Source organism: Clostridioides sp. ZZV14-6153 (assembly GCF_020657855.1).
Lineage (GTDB): Bacteria > Bacillota > Clostridia > Peptostreptococcales > Peptostreptococcaceae > Clostridioides.
The window spans coordinates 27,462-43,363 of record NZ_JAGWCZ010000014.1 but is presented as its reverse complement, the minus strand read 5'-3'; the positions used below and the strand labels follow the sequence as shown (position 1 = coordinate 43,363).

The 15,902-nt window shown below is 28.8% G+C and carries 13 protein-coding genes, 1 pseudogene and 1 riboswitch; of the genes and pseudogenes, 2 read left to right on the top strand and 12 right to left on the bottom strand.

Annotated features, from left to right (window positions below; genetic code table 11):
• Positions 1 to 48: 48 nt before the first annotated feature.
• The 12 genes and pseudogenes from KGF46_RS15570 to KGF46_RS15515 form a co-directional block, all read right to left on the bottom strand.
• Positions 49 to 1,113, bottom strand: a complete 1,065-nt coding sequence (locus KGF46_RS15570; RefSeq protein WP_227854838.1) for a sensor histidine kinase — start codon at positions 1,111 to 1,113, stop codon at positions 49 to 51.
• Positions 1,103 to 1,795: a response regulator transcription factor gene (locus tag KGF46_RS15565; RefSeq protein WP_227828344.1), complete on the bottom strand. Its 693-nt coding sequence runs from the start codon at positions 1,793 to 1,795 to the stop codon at positions 1,103 to 1,105. Before KGF46_RS15565 ends, KGF46_RS15570 begins: the two co-directional genes overlap by 11 nt.
• Before the next feature lie 181 nt (positions 1,796 to 1,976).
• Positions 1,977 to 2,390 carry a cupin domain-containing protein gene (locus tag KGF46_RS15560; RefSeq protein ID WP_227828343.1) on the bottom strand — a complete coding sequence of 138 codons (414 nt, stop codon included), beginning with the start codon at positions 2,388 to 2,390 and terminating at the stop codon, positions 1,977 to 1,979.
• Between the two features lie 115 nt (positions 2,391 to 2,505).
• Entirely contained in the window at positions 2,506 to 3,267 is a 762-nt protein-coding gene (locus KGF46_RS15555; protein ID WP_227828342.1) for an ABC transporter ATP-binding protein, read from the bottom strand.
• 14 nt (positions 3,268 to 3,281) lie between these two features.
• Positions 3,282 to 4,817: a glycine betaine ABC transporter substrate-binding protein gene (locus KGF46_RS15550; RefSeq protein ID WP_227828341.1), complete on the bottom strand. Its 1,536-nt coding sequence runs from the start codon at positions 4,815 to 4,817 to the stop codon at positions 3,282 to 3,284.
• Between the two features lie 365 nt (positions 4,818 to 5,182).
• Positions 5,183 to 6,852 (bottom strand): annotated as a pseudogene (locus KGF46_RS15545) (ATP-binding cassette domain-containing protein).
• A gap of 437 nt (positions 6,853 to 7,289) precedes the next feature.
• Positions 7,290 to 8,090, bottom strand: a complete 801-nt coding sequence (locus KGF46_RS15540; RefSeq protein ID WP_227828340.1) for a PIG-L family deacetylase — start codon at positions 8,088 to 8,090, stop codon at positions 7,290 to 7,292.
• A gap of 279 nt (positions 8,091 to 8,369) precedes the next feature.
• On the bottom strand, positions 8,370 to 9,245 hold the full coding sequence (gene hslO / locus KGF46_RS15535) for an Hsp33 family molecular chaperone HslO (RefSeq protein WP_227433730.1): 876 nt from the start codon (positions 9,243 to 9,245) through the stop codon (positions 8,370 to 8,372).
• 193 nt (positions 9,246 to 9,438) lie between these two features.
• A complete protein-coding gene (locus tag KGF46_RS15530; RefSeq protein ID WP_227828339.1) occupies positions 9,439 to 10,185 on the bottom strand; it encodes a class I SAM-dependent methyltransferase in 747 nt (248 codons plus the stop codon).
• Positions 10,172 to 10,405, bottom strand: coding sequence for a small, acid-soluble spore protein, alpha/beta type (locus KGF46_RS15525; RefSeq protein ID WP_227433989.1), 234 nt, complete (start codon positions 10,403 to 10,405; stop codon positions 10,172 to 10,174). Before KGF46_RS15525 ends, KGF46_RS15530 begins: the two co-directional genes overlap by 14 nt.
• A 281-nt stretch (positions 10,406 to 10,686) precedes the next feature.
• The gene (locus tag KGF46_RS15520) at positions 10,687 to 11,805 is read right to left on the bottom strand and encodes an N-acetyldiaminopimelate deacetylase (RefSeq protein WP_227828338.1); all 1,119 of its coding nucleotides are present in this window, start codon (positions 11,803 to 11,805) and stop codon (positions 10,687 to 10,689) included.
• 206 nt (positions 11,806 to 12,011) lie between these two features.
• Positions 12,012 to 13,205, bottom strand: coding sequence for an L-serine ammonia-lyase (locus KGF46_RS15515; protein ID WP_227433727.1), 1,194 nt, complete (start codon positions 13,203 to 13,205; stop codon positions 12,012 to 12,014).
• A gap of 323 nt (positions 13,206 to 13,528) precedes the next feature.
• Between KGF46_RS15515 and dapA the strand changes: the two genes are divergently transcribed.
• Both dapA and KGF46_RS15505 read left to right on the top strand, forming a co-directional pair.
• Positions 13,529 to 14,410, top strand: a complete 882-nt coding sequence (gene dapA, locus KGF46_RS15510) for a 4-hydroxy-tetrahydrodipicolinate synthase (protein WP_227828337.1) — start codon at positions 13,529 to 13,531, stop codon at positions 14,408 to 14,410.
• Positions 14,411 to 14,487: 77 nt separating this feature from the next.
• Positions 14,488 to 14,662, top strand: a riboswitch (Lysine riboswitch).
• Between the two features lie 173 nt (positions 14,663 to 14,835).
• Positions 14,836 to 15,837 carry an aspartate-semialdehyde dehydrogenase gene (locus KGF46_RS15505; RefSeq protein WP_227433725.1) on the top strand — a complete coding sequence of 334 codons (1,002 nt, stop codon included), beginning with the start codon at positions 14,836 to 14,838 and terminating at the stop codon, positions 15,835 to 15,837.
• Positions 15,838 to 15,902: the final 65 nt, after the last annotated feature.

The window sequence follows — 15,902 nt, the reverse complement described above, 5'->3', positions numbered from 1 at the left end:
ATTTTCAAGTTATATATTATAATCCTCAATTTTAAATAAATGCTGAGTCTAATTTTTCATATAAACATTAAACGTAGTTCCAATATTCTTTTGAGAATCTACTTTTATATATCCATTCTGTTTATTTATAATTTCTCTTGCTAAGTACAATCCCACTCCAATACCTTCTATATTTCCAACTTCTATACTCCTATAGAACCTTTTAAATATATTGTTTATTTCACTTTCATCTACACCCATTCCATTATCACTTATGATAATTTTAGTGAATATATCCATTTTATCAACCTTTATACTTATTTTTCCTCCCTCATGGGTATATTTTACTGCATTTTCTATAATATTAAATAAAGCTTCACTAGTCCATTTTTTATCATGGCAAACTTCAATTTTATCATCTAAATCAATTTCTAGTACTATATTTTTTTCTTCTAATTTTAAAAACACTCCACTTAATGCGCTTGCAATAGTATCACTTATTCTACTTTTAGTCGTATTCAAAGATATAATACCAGTTTCTAATCTAGAAATTTTTATAAGGGCTTTTCCTAACCAGTCCAATTTATTTACCTGACTTTGCATGTTTTCTAAAAACAATACTTGATTCTTTCTATCTAATTCTTTATGCATTAGAGTTTCATTATACATAGATATATTAGCTATTGGTATTTTTATTTGATGCGATATATCTGATATCAAAGTTTTTATATTTTCTTTTTCCGCTGAATACTTACTATTTTTAACTTCCATAACCTCTATCATATATTTAATTTTATTTTGAACTTTGGCAGTTAAAGTATCTTTATTTAAATCAAAGAGCATATTTTTATTACCCAATATAAATTCATCTATGTTATATATAATATTGCTACTAAATTCAACTATGTCTTTTCTTATTTTATATACAAAAAATAGTGATAAGAAAAACATAGTAAATATAAAAATTAAAATTATACAATTAATATTTACAATAAATTCAGCTAAATCAGGATGCATATATAAAATTTTGTTAGTTTGCATTCTTATTATTATTAAGGATAGGCATGATACTATGAAATATATAATAGAAATGTTTTTGTAATAGTTCTTACTTAAATTTTTATTATTTTCCATCTTGTTCACCAACCCACATATACCCGATTCCATAAATAGTCCTTATGTACTTATGTTTAGATGTCTTCTGGTCTATTCTCTTTCTCAATCTATTTATATTTACAGTCAATGCATGTTCTTCCATATATTCACTATCATTGTCCCATATGGCATCTATTAATGCTTGTCTTGTGACTATTTCATTTTTATGTTGTACCAATTTCTTTACGATTCTATATTCTATGGGTGAAAGAATTATATTTTCCCCATTCCTACTTACAGTCAGATTAGCAAAATTAAATTCAAATTCGCCCTCAAATAAGACCTCTTCTTGCATTTCAATATTACATCTTCTAAGCAATGCTTTTATTCTTTGTAGTAATATATTTATACTAAATGGCTTTGTTATGTAATCATCTGCTCCTATCTTAAATCCATTTACAATATCAGATTCCATATCACAGGCTGTCAAAAATAGAATACCTACTTTTGAACTAGTTCTTATTTCTTTGCACAGGTCAAATCCATTTCCATCAGGAAGATTTACATCTAATATCATTAAATCTATTTTTTCTTTCTCAAATTTTTCTTTAGCTTCTTTTAGACTATATGCTGGTACAACTCGAAATCCATCACTTTGTAAGTTAAAACATATACCATTATTAAGCATAATATCATCTTCTACAACCATTATAGTTTCCATTTTATTTCCTCCATATTTTTTATACACATTAAATCATTGGGTTCCCCATTTTATTATACTAATTTTATTTTCTAAAAAACTATTATTATCTTAAGTTTTTATTAATTCAAAATAAAAAAAGTGTATATTTAGTAATTTTAACTAATATACACTCATTATTGTTTATAAGTTTATAAATGTTTTATTTTAGTTTGCCATAGTCTTCATCAGATACAGGCTCCAACCATTCATTAAAAGCTCCCTCTGCTGGGACTTCTACAGCTAGATGCTGAAACCAACTATCTGGTGCAGCTCCATGCCAGTGCTTTACATCTGGTGGTATATTAACTACATCACCTGCATGCAATTCCTGTGCTGGTTTGCCAAACTCTTGATAATATCCTCTACCTCCAGTTACAAGTAAAATCTGTCCACCCTTATGATGTATGTGCCATGAATTAATTGTAGAAGGAGCAAAAGTCACGTTCCCGATTCCCACACCAGTAGTAGTAAGCATATTTAAATAACATTCTCCTGTAAAATACTGTGCAAATGCTTTGTTTTCTTCCCCAATAGGGAAAACTGCTCCTGTACCTAAATCTTTTTCTCTATCCATATTTAATACCTCCTATGCCTTGCTTAACTATTCTTACATTTTTAGTATACGACTTAAAGTTAACTCAAGGTCAATAGCTTTTTAGTATTATCATAATTTAATTTTTAGATTAACTTTATTCTTTTAAATCATCATAACTTGTTATAGATTTTTTTACATTCAGTAATTGGTCTACAAATTGATTAGCAGGGGCATTTGAGATATTTTCAGGAGTATCATATTGTTGAATGACTCCATGATTCAATACCAAAGTTTTTGTACCTAAAATCAAGGCTTCATAAATATCATGTGTAATAAAGATAATTGTAATTCCTGTTTTTTTATGAATTTCTTTTATCTCTTTTTGTAGCTGTTTTCGTGTAATTTCATCAACAGCACCAAAAGGTTCATCCATCAATAAGATTTCTGGTGAAGAGGCTAAAGCACGTGCAATCCCTACACGCTGTTGCTGACCACCTGATAATTCAGATGGGTATCTTGTTTTCATATCATTTGCTAATCCCACGATTTGCATCCATTTATCTACAGCATTTTTTATTTCTGACTTATTTTTTCGATTAAGGAGATTTGGCACATATGAAATGTTTTCTTCAACAGTCATATGAGGAAAAAGAACACTTCCCTGAACACAATAGCCTATTTTTCTTCTTAATTTAATTAAGTCCTCATTTTTAATGTCTGTTTTGTTAATTAAAATATCTCCTCCATCTGGCAAAATCAGACCATTAATCATTTTTAGAAGTGTTGTTTTTCCACTTCCAGATGACCCAATAACAGTTAAAAATTCTCCTTTTTCTATATCTAAATTGAGATTATTTATGATTGTTTTATCATTATATCGTTTTTCAATATTTTTAAATTGTATAATAGGTGTCATTATATTTCCTCCAATTATAAAAGTCCCTTTTTATTCAAAAACTCGCGTGCAACTTCTCTAGGCTCTAAATTATTATTTTCTACATCATAATTCAATTTAGCCATTTCTTTATCAGTTAAAATATTTTTAACCATCTGGAATACTGCTGAAAGTTCTGGATGTTCCTCTAACACCTCTGAACGAATAACATTTCCACATTGATAAGATGGATAAAAGCTTTTATCATCATTTAAGACTACAACATCTGAAACACTATACTGTCCATCAGTTGTAAATATAGGCATTACATCAATTTTCCCCTCATTGATTGCCTGATATTTAAGTCCAATATCTAAATCAACTGTGTTTTTAAAGTGTAAGTCATAGGTATTACATAGTGGAGTATAGCCATCTTCTCTTTCATAAAAATCATACTCTGCACCAAATGTCAATTTAGAAGATATATCTCTTAAATCTGAAATATTCTTTAGTTTATATTTATCTGCAATTTCTTTTCTAACTGCCAACGCATAACTATTAGAAAAACCATACATACCAGTCCACTGCATTTTAAGTTTAGTTTTATATTCAGATTGTAACTTCTCAAACATATTTTCAGTATATAGTTCATTTTTCTTCAGTACCATATTCCAGCCTGTACCTGTATACTCTGGATAAATATCAAATTCTCCATTGCCCATAGCTGGCTGAATATTGGATGTTCCTCCGCCTACACCTTGTGTAATTTCTACTTTCAAATCTGTATTTTTTTCAATTAAAATATCCAATATTTCACCAAGAATATATTGTTCAGTCATTGGTTTTGTAGCGATATGAATAGTTTGAGCCTTTGCAGAATTAAAGAAGTAAGATGTAAAGATAGTTATTATAAGGATAAGACTTCCTAGAATGGCAAATACTTTTTTCCTATTTTTCTTTTTTCTTTTTCTTTGTAAAAATCTTTCTACTAATCCTAGAATGAAATCAAATAACAAAGCCAATAGAGCAATAAGAATACTTCCAGTGACTGTCATTACTGTGTTGTTTGTTGTGATTCCTCTATATATAGCTACACCCAGACCACCAGCACCTATAAATGAAGCAATACCAGTCAATGCAATTGTCATAATAACCATATTTCTAATACCAGACATAATAACAGGTAAGGCTAGCGGAAGTTTTATTTTATATAGTATCTGAAAGTCTGTACTTCCCATACCTTTCGCTGCTTCAAGAATATTTTTATCTACATTAGTAATTCCAGTATATGTATTTCTAACCATAGGTAATAATGCATATATAGTAAGAGCAATAACAGCTGTAGTATTTCCAATTCCAGAGAATGGTATCAAAAAACCCAACATAGAAATAGATGGTATGGTGTATAGAAAATTAATAGTCCCCAATATTGGCTTAGAAGACTTATGAAATTCACTTACAACGATACCAATTATACCACCTAAAACAATTGCAATTACTATAGAAATAATAGAAATTGTCAAATGTTCGATGGATAGTTTTATAAAAAAATCACTTCTTTCAGATAATAGTGTTAGCATATCGTTTAGCATTACTTCCACTCCTTTTTATGAGTTTTACTTAATAAGATTCAAATTATAAAATTATAGTTTAGTGATAGCTCTCATCGTACCACACTAAATAAATTATTCCATAAATTACATATTAAGGTCATAATATCAAACTTTCAAGTAGGCACTAAAAAGTAACTAATAGAAAATCCTACTTTGTCAATCTTCATAAAAATAATAAAAAATGTCAGAACCGTTAAAAACTTACTATTTAAACGGATTTCTGACACTATATTTAATTAAATTTGAATATTTATCATATTATTTATTATTGTTAAACTTAACTATCATATTATATACCCATTATATTTACTCATATATCATCTATATTTATTGTATTTTATTTATTATACTATATATTTTGCTGTTAGTGATATTTTATCGTTAGACAATTCTTTTGGGGTTCCTTCAAAGATTACTTTGCCACCTTTTGTCCCTCCTTCAAGACCCATATCGATAATCCAATCCGCTCTTTTAATTACATCTATATTATGTTCAATTATGATAACTGTATTTCCATTATCTACAATCTCTTCAATTATATTTATAAAATTTTCAATGTCAGCCATATGAAGCCCAGTTGTCGGCTCATCTAATATATACACTGAACTTTCCTTATTTAATTCATTAGCAAGTTTTAATCTTTGACACTCTCCTCCAGATAATGTATCTAGAGTTTGCCCTAAAGTAAGGTATCCGATTCCCATTTTTTCAATGCACTGTAATTTCTTTTTAATCTGTTTTAAACTAAAAAATTCAATCGCATCTGAAACCGACATTTCAAGAAGTTCTATTATATTTTGCCCTTGAAATCTATATTCTAAAACTTCTTTTTTAAATTTTTTCCCTTCACAAATATTGCAAGTACTTTTTATACTTTCCATAAATGCAAGATTTGTTTGTACTATTCCAGACCCTTTACAATTATCACAAGCTCCTTCTGAGTTTGAACTAAACAAAGACGCTTTAACACCATTTGCTTTTGCAAAAATGTTTCTTATATCGTTCATAATTCCACTATATGTTGCTAAGCTTGACCTAGAATTAGCTGATACAGAGCTTTGGTCTATTAATACAGCATTTGTATTTTGCTTTAAAAATTCATGTTTAATTAATGTACTCTTACCAGCTCCTGCTACTCCTGTCACTAAAGTTAATACACCTTTAGGTATCTTTATAGATATATTTTTTAAATTGTTTTGATTACAATTTTTAACCTCTAAATATCCTCTATGTTCTCTTACATTTTCCTTAATAGAAAGAGCTTTATTTAAGGCATTTCCTGTTAATGTCCCACTTGAAAGCAACTTTTCATAACTTCCTTCATATACAACTTTACCACCATACCTCCCAGCTTTTGGACCTACATCTACAATGTGGTCTGCAATTTTAATCACGTCTGGGTCATGCTCAACAACTATAATTGTATTTCCTTTATCACGTAATTTTCTTAGAAGATTATTTAATTTATAAACATCTCTTGGATGAAGACCTATACTTGGTTCATCAAAAATATACATCAAATCTACAAGGTTACTATTTAAATATTTTACCATCTTTATACGCTGAGATTCTCCACCTGATAGTGATGATGTCTCCCTATCTAAAGTTAAATACCCTAGACCTATATCTATGATGTTATTTAGTTTTTCTAGTATCCCTTTAATTAGAGGTTGTGCTTCTGGCTCATTTATATCTTTAATAACCTGATAGTACCTAAAGTTGACCTTGAATTACCTCCAAGTCTACTTTGGTCTATAATAATTGGTGTTGATAAATTTTCTATACAATCAGCTTTAACTTCTCCATATTTAGGTAAAAAACTTCTTACAAAAGTACTAAATCTCTCGTTTAATTGACGTTGTGATTCTTTTGCAATTGTTTCAAAAACAATAGATGATTTTCCAGAACCAGATACACCTGTGAATATGGTTATTTTTCTTTTTGGTATTTTTAATGAAATATTATCTAGATTATTTTCCTTACATCCTTTTAAAACTATAAATTCATTACTCATACTGTATCCTCCTAAATTGTTTTTATAGCAAATTATAGCACGTAACTTATCCCATGTTTGTATACTGTAGGGTTTAAAATTTCATATAAAAAGTCCATATAAATTTATTAAGAGGATAAAAAAAGTACCTCAAAATGATTTTTAAAATCACAACTGAGATACTAAACCTTGTTTAATAATAATATATTTTTATTATTCTCAAATACTTTTTTATCATTAGTAAATAATATTTTTAAGATAGCTTTATGTTCAATTAATTTAATATTAAATTACTTTAATATTAAATTGCTTTAATGTTTAGTTATTTTATGTTTGATTACTTTATGTTTAATTGTTTTAATATTTAATTACTCTAATATTTAATTATTTTACAAGCAATTCTTATATTTAATATGAATTAATACAAAAAACTAAACAAAGTTCATAATCACTAAAAATTAATCTTCACTTAACACAGATGTAAGTTCAGGGTCATCCAAAAGATGTTCAAAATAGCTATGTGCTGAGATATACCCTATACCATACATTTTTCGTTTTGAATTTACAACCTTATATTCATAACACGCACTTTTGACCTTACTATAGTCATTAAAATTAGTTGCTTTATAGATGGCTCTTTCATTTCTTGGTATGTACTTTACATATTTTGGTTTTATAAAATACAAGTCATCTTTTATCTTACGTTCACGTTTAAGCTTCTTTAAAACTTCCCCATTTTTTCTATGCATTATATGGTCATCGTACTTATAATGATGAGCTATATGAGTTACATCACCCTTAAATTTATTTTCAAAATCTAATATTGTCTTTTCCATTAACTTATAATGTGTCCCCTCTTTTTTGTCTATATCAGCAAGTATAATTATATTTTGTGGTTTTACTCCAAGCTCTTTTAATGCTGACTTAAATTCATTGTTCCTAAGCTCTTCTTTTTGCTTTCTGGTCAGATTTCTAAACTTTGTATTAGCCCTAAAAACGTTAACCCCAGAACCATCTGATACTAGTACCACATATACATTATCAACGCCACACTGTTTTATAGCATCAATAATGGCACTTCCTCCCCATAGGACCTCATCATCTTGGTGTTGAGGATAAAATACTGCTGCCGATTTAAATTTTCTACTATTACTTTCAGGAATAGGCATTTCAAGTTTTCCATTAAAATTCTTTGCAATTAAAAATATCATTAATAATATTAATATACTTATTCCTATGTGCTTCGTTTTATTTTCCATATTTAAAATTTTCTCCTTCTTATCAATTCAAATATCTTATAAACCTTTGTGGCAAATAGGTTGAAATATACAAATTATTTTACAATATTTTATTGTTTCATACAATCTTTGATACGAACTATAATAAAATAAAAAAGCTTTCTAACTGCAATGTTGCAAACATTACAGCCAGAAAGCTTCTTAATTCTTAAAATTTATTAAGCTTATTTTTAATATAAATATATCTATTTTTGATAAATTATACTTTAATTGCTATATAAATACGACTATTTTCATAGTCTACATTTCCTTTAAAATTTCAATCAATTCTTCTTCACTATACATATATTTCTCATTACAGAACTGACATCCAACTTCTGCCTGTTTATCTTCTTCTATTATTTGAGCCAAAGATTTTTTCCCTATTGCCACTAACGCAGTTTTTACTCTTTCCTTTGAACATTCACACTCAAATCCAACTTCACAAGTATCAAGTACTTTAGGCTCCAAACCATCTAAAACTCTATTTAATATATCTTCTGGTAAGTTTCCTTCCTTTAACATATTAGTTATTGAAGGTAATTTAGCTACATTTTCTTCTAATTTTGCGATAGTTTCTTCTTCTGCATCTGGCATTAATTGAACTATAAATCCTCCAGCAAACTCAACTTCATCCTCTTTTGTAAGAACACCTAAAGCTACCACTGATGGAGTTTGTTCTGACACTGCAAAGTAGTAAGTAAAGTCTTCTGCAATTTCTCCACTTACTAATGGATAAGTTCCATTGTATGGCTCTCTAAGACCTAAGTCTTTAATAACTTTTACAACACCTTCTGTCCCCACAGCTGCTGCAACATTCAACTTTCCATTTGGATAATCTTCAACTTCTACATGAGGATTTCCTACATAGCCTTTTACTATTCCCTTAGAATTTGCTGTTGCGATGATAGTTCCAATTGGTCCACCACCTTTTATTATTACAGTCAATTTATCACTGTCATTTTTCATCATCAATCCCATTATAGATGTTGCTGTTAATGTCCTGCCAAGTGCTGCTGTTGCTACTTTTGTAGTTTCATGTAATCTTCTAGCTTCTTCTACTGTATTTCTAGTAGTTGCAACAAATGCTCTAACTTGACCATTTCCTGATGTCGCTCTTAGTACATAATCTTTCATTTGTATTCCTCCACACTTTGTTAATCATACTATTTTTCTATATTATTACTTTTTTCTATATTACTACTTTAAATTACTTTAATTTTTAATACAGAAAACTTTGCCTCTTTTATTTTTACCAATAATATTTTATATCTCTATCAATAATATTTTATATTAATAACACTTCTTTTTGTACATAACAAGAAAATCTTTATTTTTTACATACAAAGAATATCCTTTGACTTTCTTCATTAGGTTTTTCAAATGTAAAATCTCCATAAGATTTTATATCACTAAATCCAGATTCTTTAAGCATATCAACTATTTCATCCTCAGTATATGCCCTTTGTTGATGTACTTCTTCAAATCTTTCAAACTTTCCATCTTCATCTTTAATAAAAAATGTCAGTTCCATTTCAATCAAATTTTCTTCATCATCAAAGTAATTTTGCCACATATAAGCTATATCTTCTCTATTTTCTCCATACATATTATTTCCTAATATATTGGCTAATTTATAAAATGAACTTATATCAAATATAAAGATTCCATCTTTCTTTAATAATTCATACGTTTTTGAAAATACATTTTCTAAATCATCATCATAAGTTATATAATTAAATCCATCACAGGCACAAAGCACACAATCCAAATCGGATATATCAAAGTCAAGCTCTGATATATCTTGTTGAAGTAAAACTAACTCTACGCCTTCTTTTTCTGCCTTTTCTCTTGCTACACTAAGCATTTCATCAGATATATCAATCCCAGCTATATCATAGCTCTTTTTAGTTAATGGAATTGTGAGATTACCTGTACCACATGCTAATTCCAATATATTTTTTACTTTTACACCTTCATTATCTATTATATCTTCTATATATTTAACCCATCCATCATAATCAACTTCATTCATAAGTTCATCATATACAAACGCAAAATCACTATATTGACTCATCCTTTTTATTCTGCCCCTCCACAATCTTTCTTAGCCTCTTTTTACGTGATGTAAGCATGCCTCCGATTCTTCCAGCTTCTTTAGCTGTAAGCCCTGCCCATCCACGTTCTCCAACTTTGTCCATAAGACCTAGTTCTGAGGCTATCTCATATTTCATTATATCATCATTTGTCAATATTTTAGTATTCTTGCCATTAGTTATCTTCTTTTCTCTTTTCATATTTTCTTTCAAAAAAATCACCCCTTCTTATTTGTATTTTTGTCAATTAAAAGAAATTTATACAAATAAGTAAGGGGTATTTATCAATTCATATGTTTTCAAATTTAAGTATTTTAAATTTATGACTTTTTAAAATTATTCTTTCTAAGTATGTGTTATTTATAATTTTAATATATGTTATTTATAGCCTTATCATAATATGTTATTTACAATCTTATCAAAAAAATTGGCCTTTTTATTCAAGCTATCTACAACTTATTCATTACAAAGCTTAATATATTTTAATCTATTGCTTTTTTATATTTTAATAATTTTGCATAGACATTTAGTGCATCCACACATATCTTTTCATCAAAGTTGAAGTTTATATTATGAAGTCCATTTACAAATCCTTTTTTCTCATTTCTTGAGCCCAACATAAAGAACAGCCCTGGAACTTCTTTTTGATAGTAAGAAAAATCTTCTGATATCATAAGTGGGTCTAATTCTATAGCCGTATCCTTTCCAACAGCTTCTACAAACTCTTTATACAAGTCTTTATCGTTTTTAACAGCTATATAATCATCCATAATATTTATATTTACCTTACAGTTATAAGACAATTCAAAGCCTCTAGCAAGTTCTTTAACTCTAAGTTTCATTCTCTCATACACTTCTGGACTAAAGCATCTAATAGTCCCTTCCATCTTTATATTTTCAGCTATTATATTTCTTCTAGCCCCTCCTTCAATTCTACCTATAGTCAACACTGCATTGTCTATTGGGCTTATATTTCTTGATACTATAGTTTGAAGTGAACTTATAAAGTTTGAAGCTATGACTATACCATCAATTCCATTTTGTGGCATAGCTCCATGTCCACTTTTAGACACTATTTCTATATCAATATCTCCTATTTGAGCCATGAAGTATCCTTCTCTTGTACCTACATAACCTTCTGGTAATTCTGGGTATATATGAAGCCCATATATCTCATCAACATTGTATTTTCTAAGCACACCTGCATCTATCAATGCTTTTGCTCCACCTGGCCCTTCTTCTGCTGGTTGGAATATAAATACAACATTATCATTTAAATCTTCTTTATTATCATTTAAATACTCAATTAATCCAAGCAATATAGTAGCATGTCCATCATGACCACATAAGTGTTTTACACCTTCTTCACTACGAAGACCGTCTATATCAGCTCTGAAAGCTATATCTTTTCTTGGTCTTTTACCTTCTATCACACCTACTATTCCTGTTTCTAAGTAAACTTCATATTCAACTCCTATTTTATCAAGATAATCCCTTATATATTTTGAAGTCTTATACTCTTTTCTTCCAATTTCTGCAATAGGATTTAATGCATTCCTATGCTTATAAAGTTGTTCTTGTAAATACGATGCCTCTCTCATGTAATCTCCTCCAAATTATAATTTATTATAAAAATATTTCTATATCTCTTATAATTAAAATATTATATAACATACTTTCATATTTAAAAATAAAAAGCTAAATTGAATATAAAAATATTTTGCATTATTAAATAATTCACCATTAATAATAATTCCCCTGTTTCATAAATCAAAACAGGGGAATTATTATTAAAAAATTTTTAATTTTAGCAAGAGAAGAAGTGTTTAGCAAGTCCACCTTTTGCAGTTTCTTTGTATTTATCCATCATATCAATACCCGTTTCTTTCATTGTTTCAACGACTTGGTCCAAGGAGACAGAATGTGAGCCATCAGTTAATAATGCATACTTAGCTGCATCATAAGCTCTTTGAGCTGCCATTGCATTTCTTTCTATACATGGAATTTGAACATATCCATATACAGGGTCACAAGTCATCCCTAGATGATGTTCAAGCGCTATTTCTGCTGCATATTCAATATGGTCTATAGTACCACCCTTTAAATACGCTACTGCCGCTGCTGCCATCGAACAAGCTGCTCCAACCTCACCTTGACATCCTACTTCCGCACCAGATATTGATGCATTAGTTTTTATTATATTTCCGATTATTCCAGCCACAAGTAATGCTTCAATTATTTTTTCATCATCGTATTTATAGAAATCTTGCATTGCAAAGAATATTCCTGGTATTACTCCAGCAGAACCACAAGTTGGTGCTGTAACTATTATATTACCAGAAGCATTTTGCTCTGAAGCTGCCAGTGCATATGCATATACAAGTGTCGAAAAACTTTTATCTTCTTGATACGCTTTATAAAAATTATTTGCTCTTCTTTTTAATAATAATTTACCTGGTATTACTTCATCTGTGCTTAGTCCATCATCAATAGATTTTCTCATAGCATCTTTTATAGTTTTTATATAGTCTTTTATATCAGATGGTTCACATTCTAATACAAAATCAACTAAAGTTTTATTATTTTCCTTACACCACTTCACTATTTCATCCATAGTGTCTAGATGATATATACTATTGCTTTTACTGTTTCTTTGACCTTCTTCTGCTATAGTTCCTCCACCAACAGAATATACAGTCCATTCAGCTGTCACATTTCCATCTTTATCTAAAGCTTCAAACTTCATTCCATTTGGATGAAAATCTTTTATTATGTCTTCTTCCCAAACGATTTCAACTTTCTTTGGTGCTATAGTTTTTTCAATTATATAATCTGTTAAGTGACCTTTTCCTGTAGCAGCTAAACTACCATATAATATTGCTCTAAAACTTTCTGCATCTGGATTTTCATTTTTAAATCTTTCCGCTGCTCTTTGCGGCCCCATAGTATGAGAACTTGAAGGTCCACTTCCTATTTTAAAAAGTTCCTTTAAAGTATCCATATTATTCCTCCTAAATTTTCTATGTTAATGCTTATTATTTATTTTTACGCACATATTTATTATAACCTAAATATATTAATTATTAGTTATTAAATTCGCATAAAATTTATTTTTTATTTCCATTTTGGTATATTTTATTAAATTAATATGCATATTTTGAGAATAAAACATTTATTTAAAATTTTTTTAATATTAATATAATATAAATATCTTACTTTATACAGTTAAGATATTAACTATGCCTATTAAAATTAATTAATTTGTACTATAATTATTATTGTACTTAAAAAATTAAATTTAAATAAAAAAGGAGATTTGATTATATGTTATTTAAAGGTTCTGCTGTTGCTTTAGTTACTCCATTTACGGAGGATAACAATGTCAACTTTGAAAAGTTAGGTGAATTAATCGAATACCATATTGAAAATGACACAGATGCATTAGTTGTTTGTGGAACAACAGGTGAAGCTACTACTATGAGTGAATCTGAGATTTTTGCTGTAATAAAATATACAGTTGAAAAAGTCAATAAGAGAATACCAGTTATAGCAGGTACTGGTTCAAACAATACTATGTTGTCTGTTCATATGAGCCAAGAAGCTGAAAAATTGGGAGTGGATGGTCTTTTAATCATAACTCCTTACTATAATAAGACTAATGAAAAAGGTCTTAAACTTCACTTTGAAACAATAGCAAAAAGCGTTAAATTACCAATTATTTTATATAATGTACCAGGAAGAACTAAGGTAAATATAAAGCCATCTGTTGTAGCTGAGCTTGCTAAAATAGATAATATAGTTGCTGTGAAAGAAGCTAGTGGAGATTTAGCTCAAGTTGCAGAAATAGCTAAATTAGTGCCTAAAGACTTCGCTATATACTCCGGTAATGATGATACTATATTACCTCTATTATCATTAGGTGGAAGTGGTGTTATCTCTGTACTTGCTAACATCTGTCCTAAAGAAACTCATGATTTAGTAACTAAATTCTTTGAAGGTGACATTGAAGGCTCTAAAAAATTACAACTTGATATGGATGCTTTAATTGCTGCCTTATTTATAGAAGTAAATCCAGTTCCAGTTAAAACTGCTATGAATATTTTAGGTTTTAATGTTGGAGATTTAAGACTTCCTTTAGCTGAAATGGAAGAAGCTAATCTTAATATCTTAAAACAAGAATTGACAAATTTTGGATTTAAATTTTAGCAATATTTCTATAAATAAGTTGATTTTTTCTAAAATATGTATTATTATTAGAATAATCAAATTTTAATATCCTATTAACCTAGGGTAGAGGTAGCTGTAAATAAGAGTATCCAATAGGAGCTGGCAAGCGTTAATGATTGGAAAAAGGATTTATAGCCGAAGAAAATATTTCTCGCAATAATATTTTCTGGGATTACACATAAGATGTGTAATACTGTCACTTATTTGTGTAGGTGGTGAGCTACAAGGTTTACTTTGAGTGATAAACTAGACGTACAAAGTATACCTTTGTACGTTTTTTGTATATAATTAAAGTTGTTAATATAATATTAAAGTATTTAGATATATAAAAATATTAACATATCTTACTTGTATAACTAAAATCAAATAATGTTTTAATAATTAAAAATTGGGGTGAATTTAATATGAAAAAAGTAAATGTGGCAATAGTTGGTGCTACTGGAATGGTAGGTAGAACATTTTTAAAAGTATTAGAAGAAAGAAATTTTCCAATAGAAAATCTATTTTTATTCTCTTCTTCTAAATCTGCTGGTTCTAAAGTAATGTTTTGTGGTAAAGAATATATAGTAGAAGAGTTAAAAGAAACTTCATTTACTGATAGAGGGATACAAATAGCATTATTCTCTGCTGGAGGAAGCATTAGTGAAAAATATGCTCCAATAGCTGCATCAAATGGAATCTTAGTAGTAGATAACTCTAGTCAATGGAGAATGAATCCAGATGTTCCTTTGGTTGTTCCTGAGGTAAATCCAGAAGCTATAAAAAAACATAAAGGTATAATAGCTAATCCAAACTGCTCTACTATACAAGCTATGGTTCCTCTTAAACCTCTAGATGACAAATACAAAATTAAGAGAGTTGTTTACTCTACTTACCAAGCTGTATCTGGTTCTGGTGTTAAAGGGGTTGAAGATTTAGAAAAAGGAATGACTGGTAATCCTACTGGATTCTATCCACATCAAATTTCTTATAACTGTCTTCCTCATATAGATTCATTTACTGAAAATGGATATACTAAGGAAGAAATGAAAATGGTAAACGAAACTATGAAAATACTTGATAACTACGACTTAAAAATAACTGCAACTACTGTAAGAGTTCCAGTAAAAAATGGTCATAGCGAATCTATAAACATTGAGTTTAATAATCCATTTGAATTAGAAGATTTAGTAAAAACACTTGAAGAAGCTCCAGGAGTTGTAGTAGTTGATAATCCTGCTAAAAATGAATATCCAACTGCTGTAGAATTTGATGATAGAGATGAAGTGTTTGTTGGAAGAATTAGAAGAGACTTTAGTGTTGATAATGGTGTAAACCTTTGGGTTGTTGCTGACAATATAAGAAAAGGTGCTGCAACTAATGCAATCCAAATAGCTGAAATGGCTATATCATATGATTTAGTATAGTATACAAATTTGTATAAATATATGATTTTGTAAAATATTAATAATAAGTAAAAATAAGCATTAGA

Coding starts and splice junctions, on each gene's coding strand:
- KGF46_RS15570 (WP_227854838.1), bottom strand. CDS start 1,113: ATGGAAAATAATAAAAATTTAAGTAAGAACTATTACAAAAACATTTCT.
- KGF46_RS15565 (WP_227828344.1), bottom strand. CDS start 1,795: ATGGAAACTATAATGGTTGTAGAAGATGATATTATGCTTAATAATGGT.
- KGF46_RS15560 (WP_227828343.1), bottom strand. CDS start 2,390: ATGGATAGAGAAAAAGATTTAGGTACAGGAGCAGTTTTCCCTATTGGG.
- KGF46_RS15555 (WP_227828342.1), bottom strand. CDS start 3,267: ATGACACCTATTATACAATTTAAAAATATTGAAAAACGATATAATGAT.
- KGF46_RS15550 (WP_227828341.1), bottom strand. CDS start 4,817: ATGCTAAACGATATGCTAACACTATTATCTGAAAGAAGTGATTTTTTT.
- KGF46_RS15540 (WP_227828340.1), bottom strand. CDS start 8,090: ATGGAAAATAAAACGAAGCACATAGGAATAAGTATATTAATATTATTA.
- hslO (WP_227433730.1), bottom strand. CDS start 9,245: ATGAAAGATTATGTACTAAGAGCGACATCAGGAAATGGTCAAGTTAGA.
- KGF46_RS15530 (WP_227828339.1), bottom strand. CDS start 10,185: ATGAGTCAATATAGTGATTTTGCGTTTGTATATGATGAACTTATGAAT.
- KGF46_RS15525 (WP_227433989.1), bottom strand. CDS start 10,405: ATGAAAAGAGAAAAGAAGATAACTAATGGCAAGAATACTAAAATATTG.
- KGF46_RS15520 (WP_227828338.1), bottom strand. CDS start 11,805: ATGAGAGAGGCATCGTATTTACAAGAACAACTTTATAAGCATAGGAAT.
- KGF46_RS15515 (WP_227433727.1), bottom strand. CDS start 13,205: ATGGATACTTTAAAGGAACTTTTTAAAATAGGAAGTGGACCTTCAAGT.
- dapA (WP_227828337.1), top strand. CDS start 13,529: ATGTTATTTAAAGGTTCTGCTGTTGCTTTAGTTACTCCATTTACGGAG.
- KGF46_RS15505 (WP_227433725.1), top strand. CDS start 14,836: ATGAAAAAAGTAAATGTGGCAATAGTTGGTGCTACTGGAATGGTAGGT.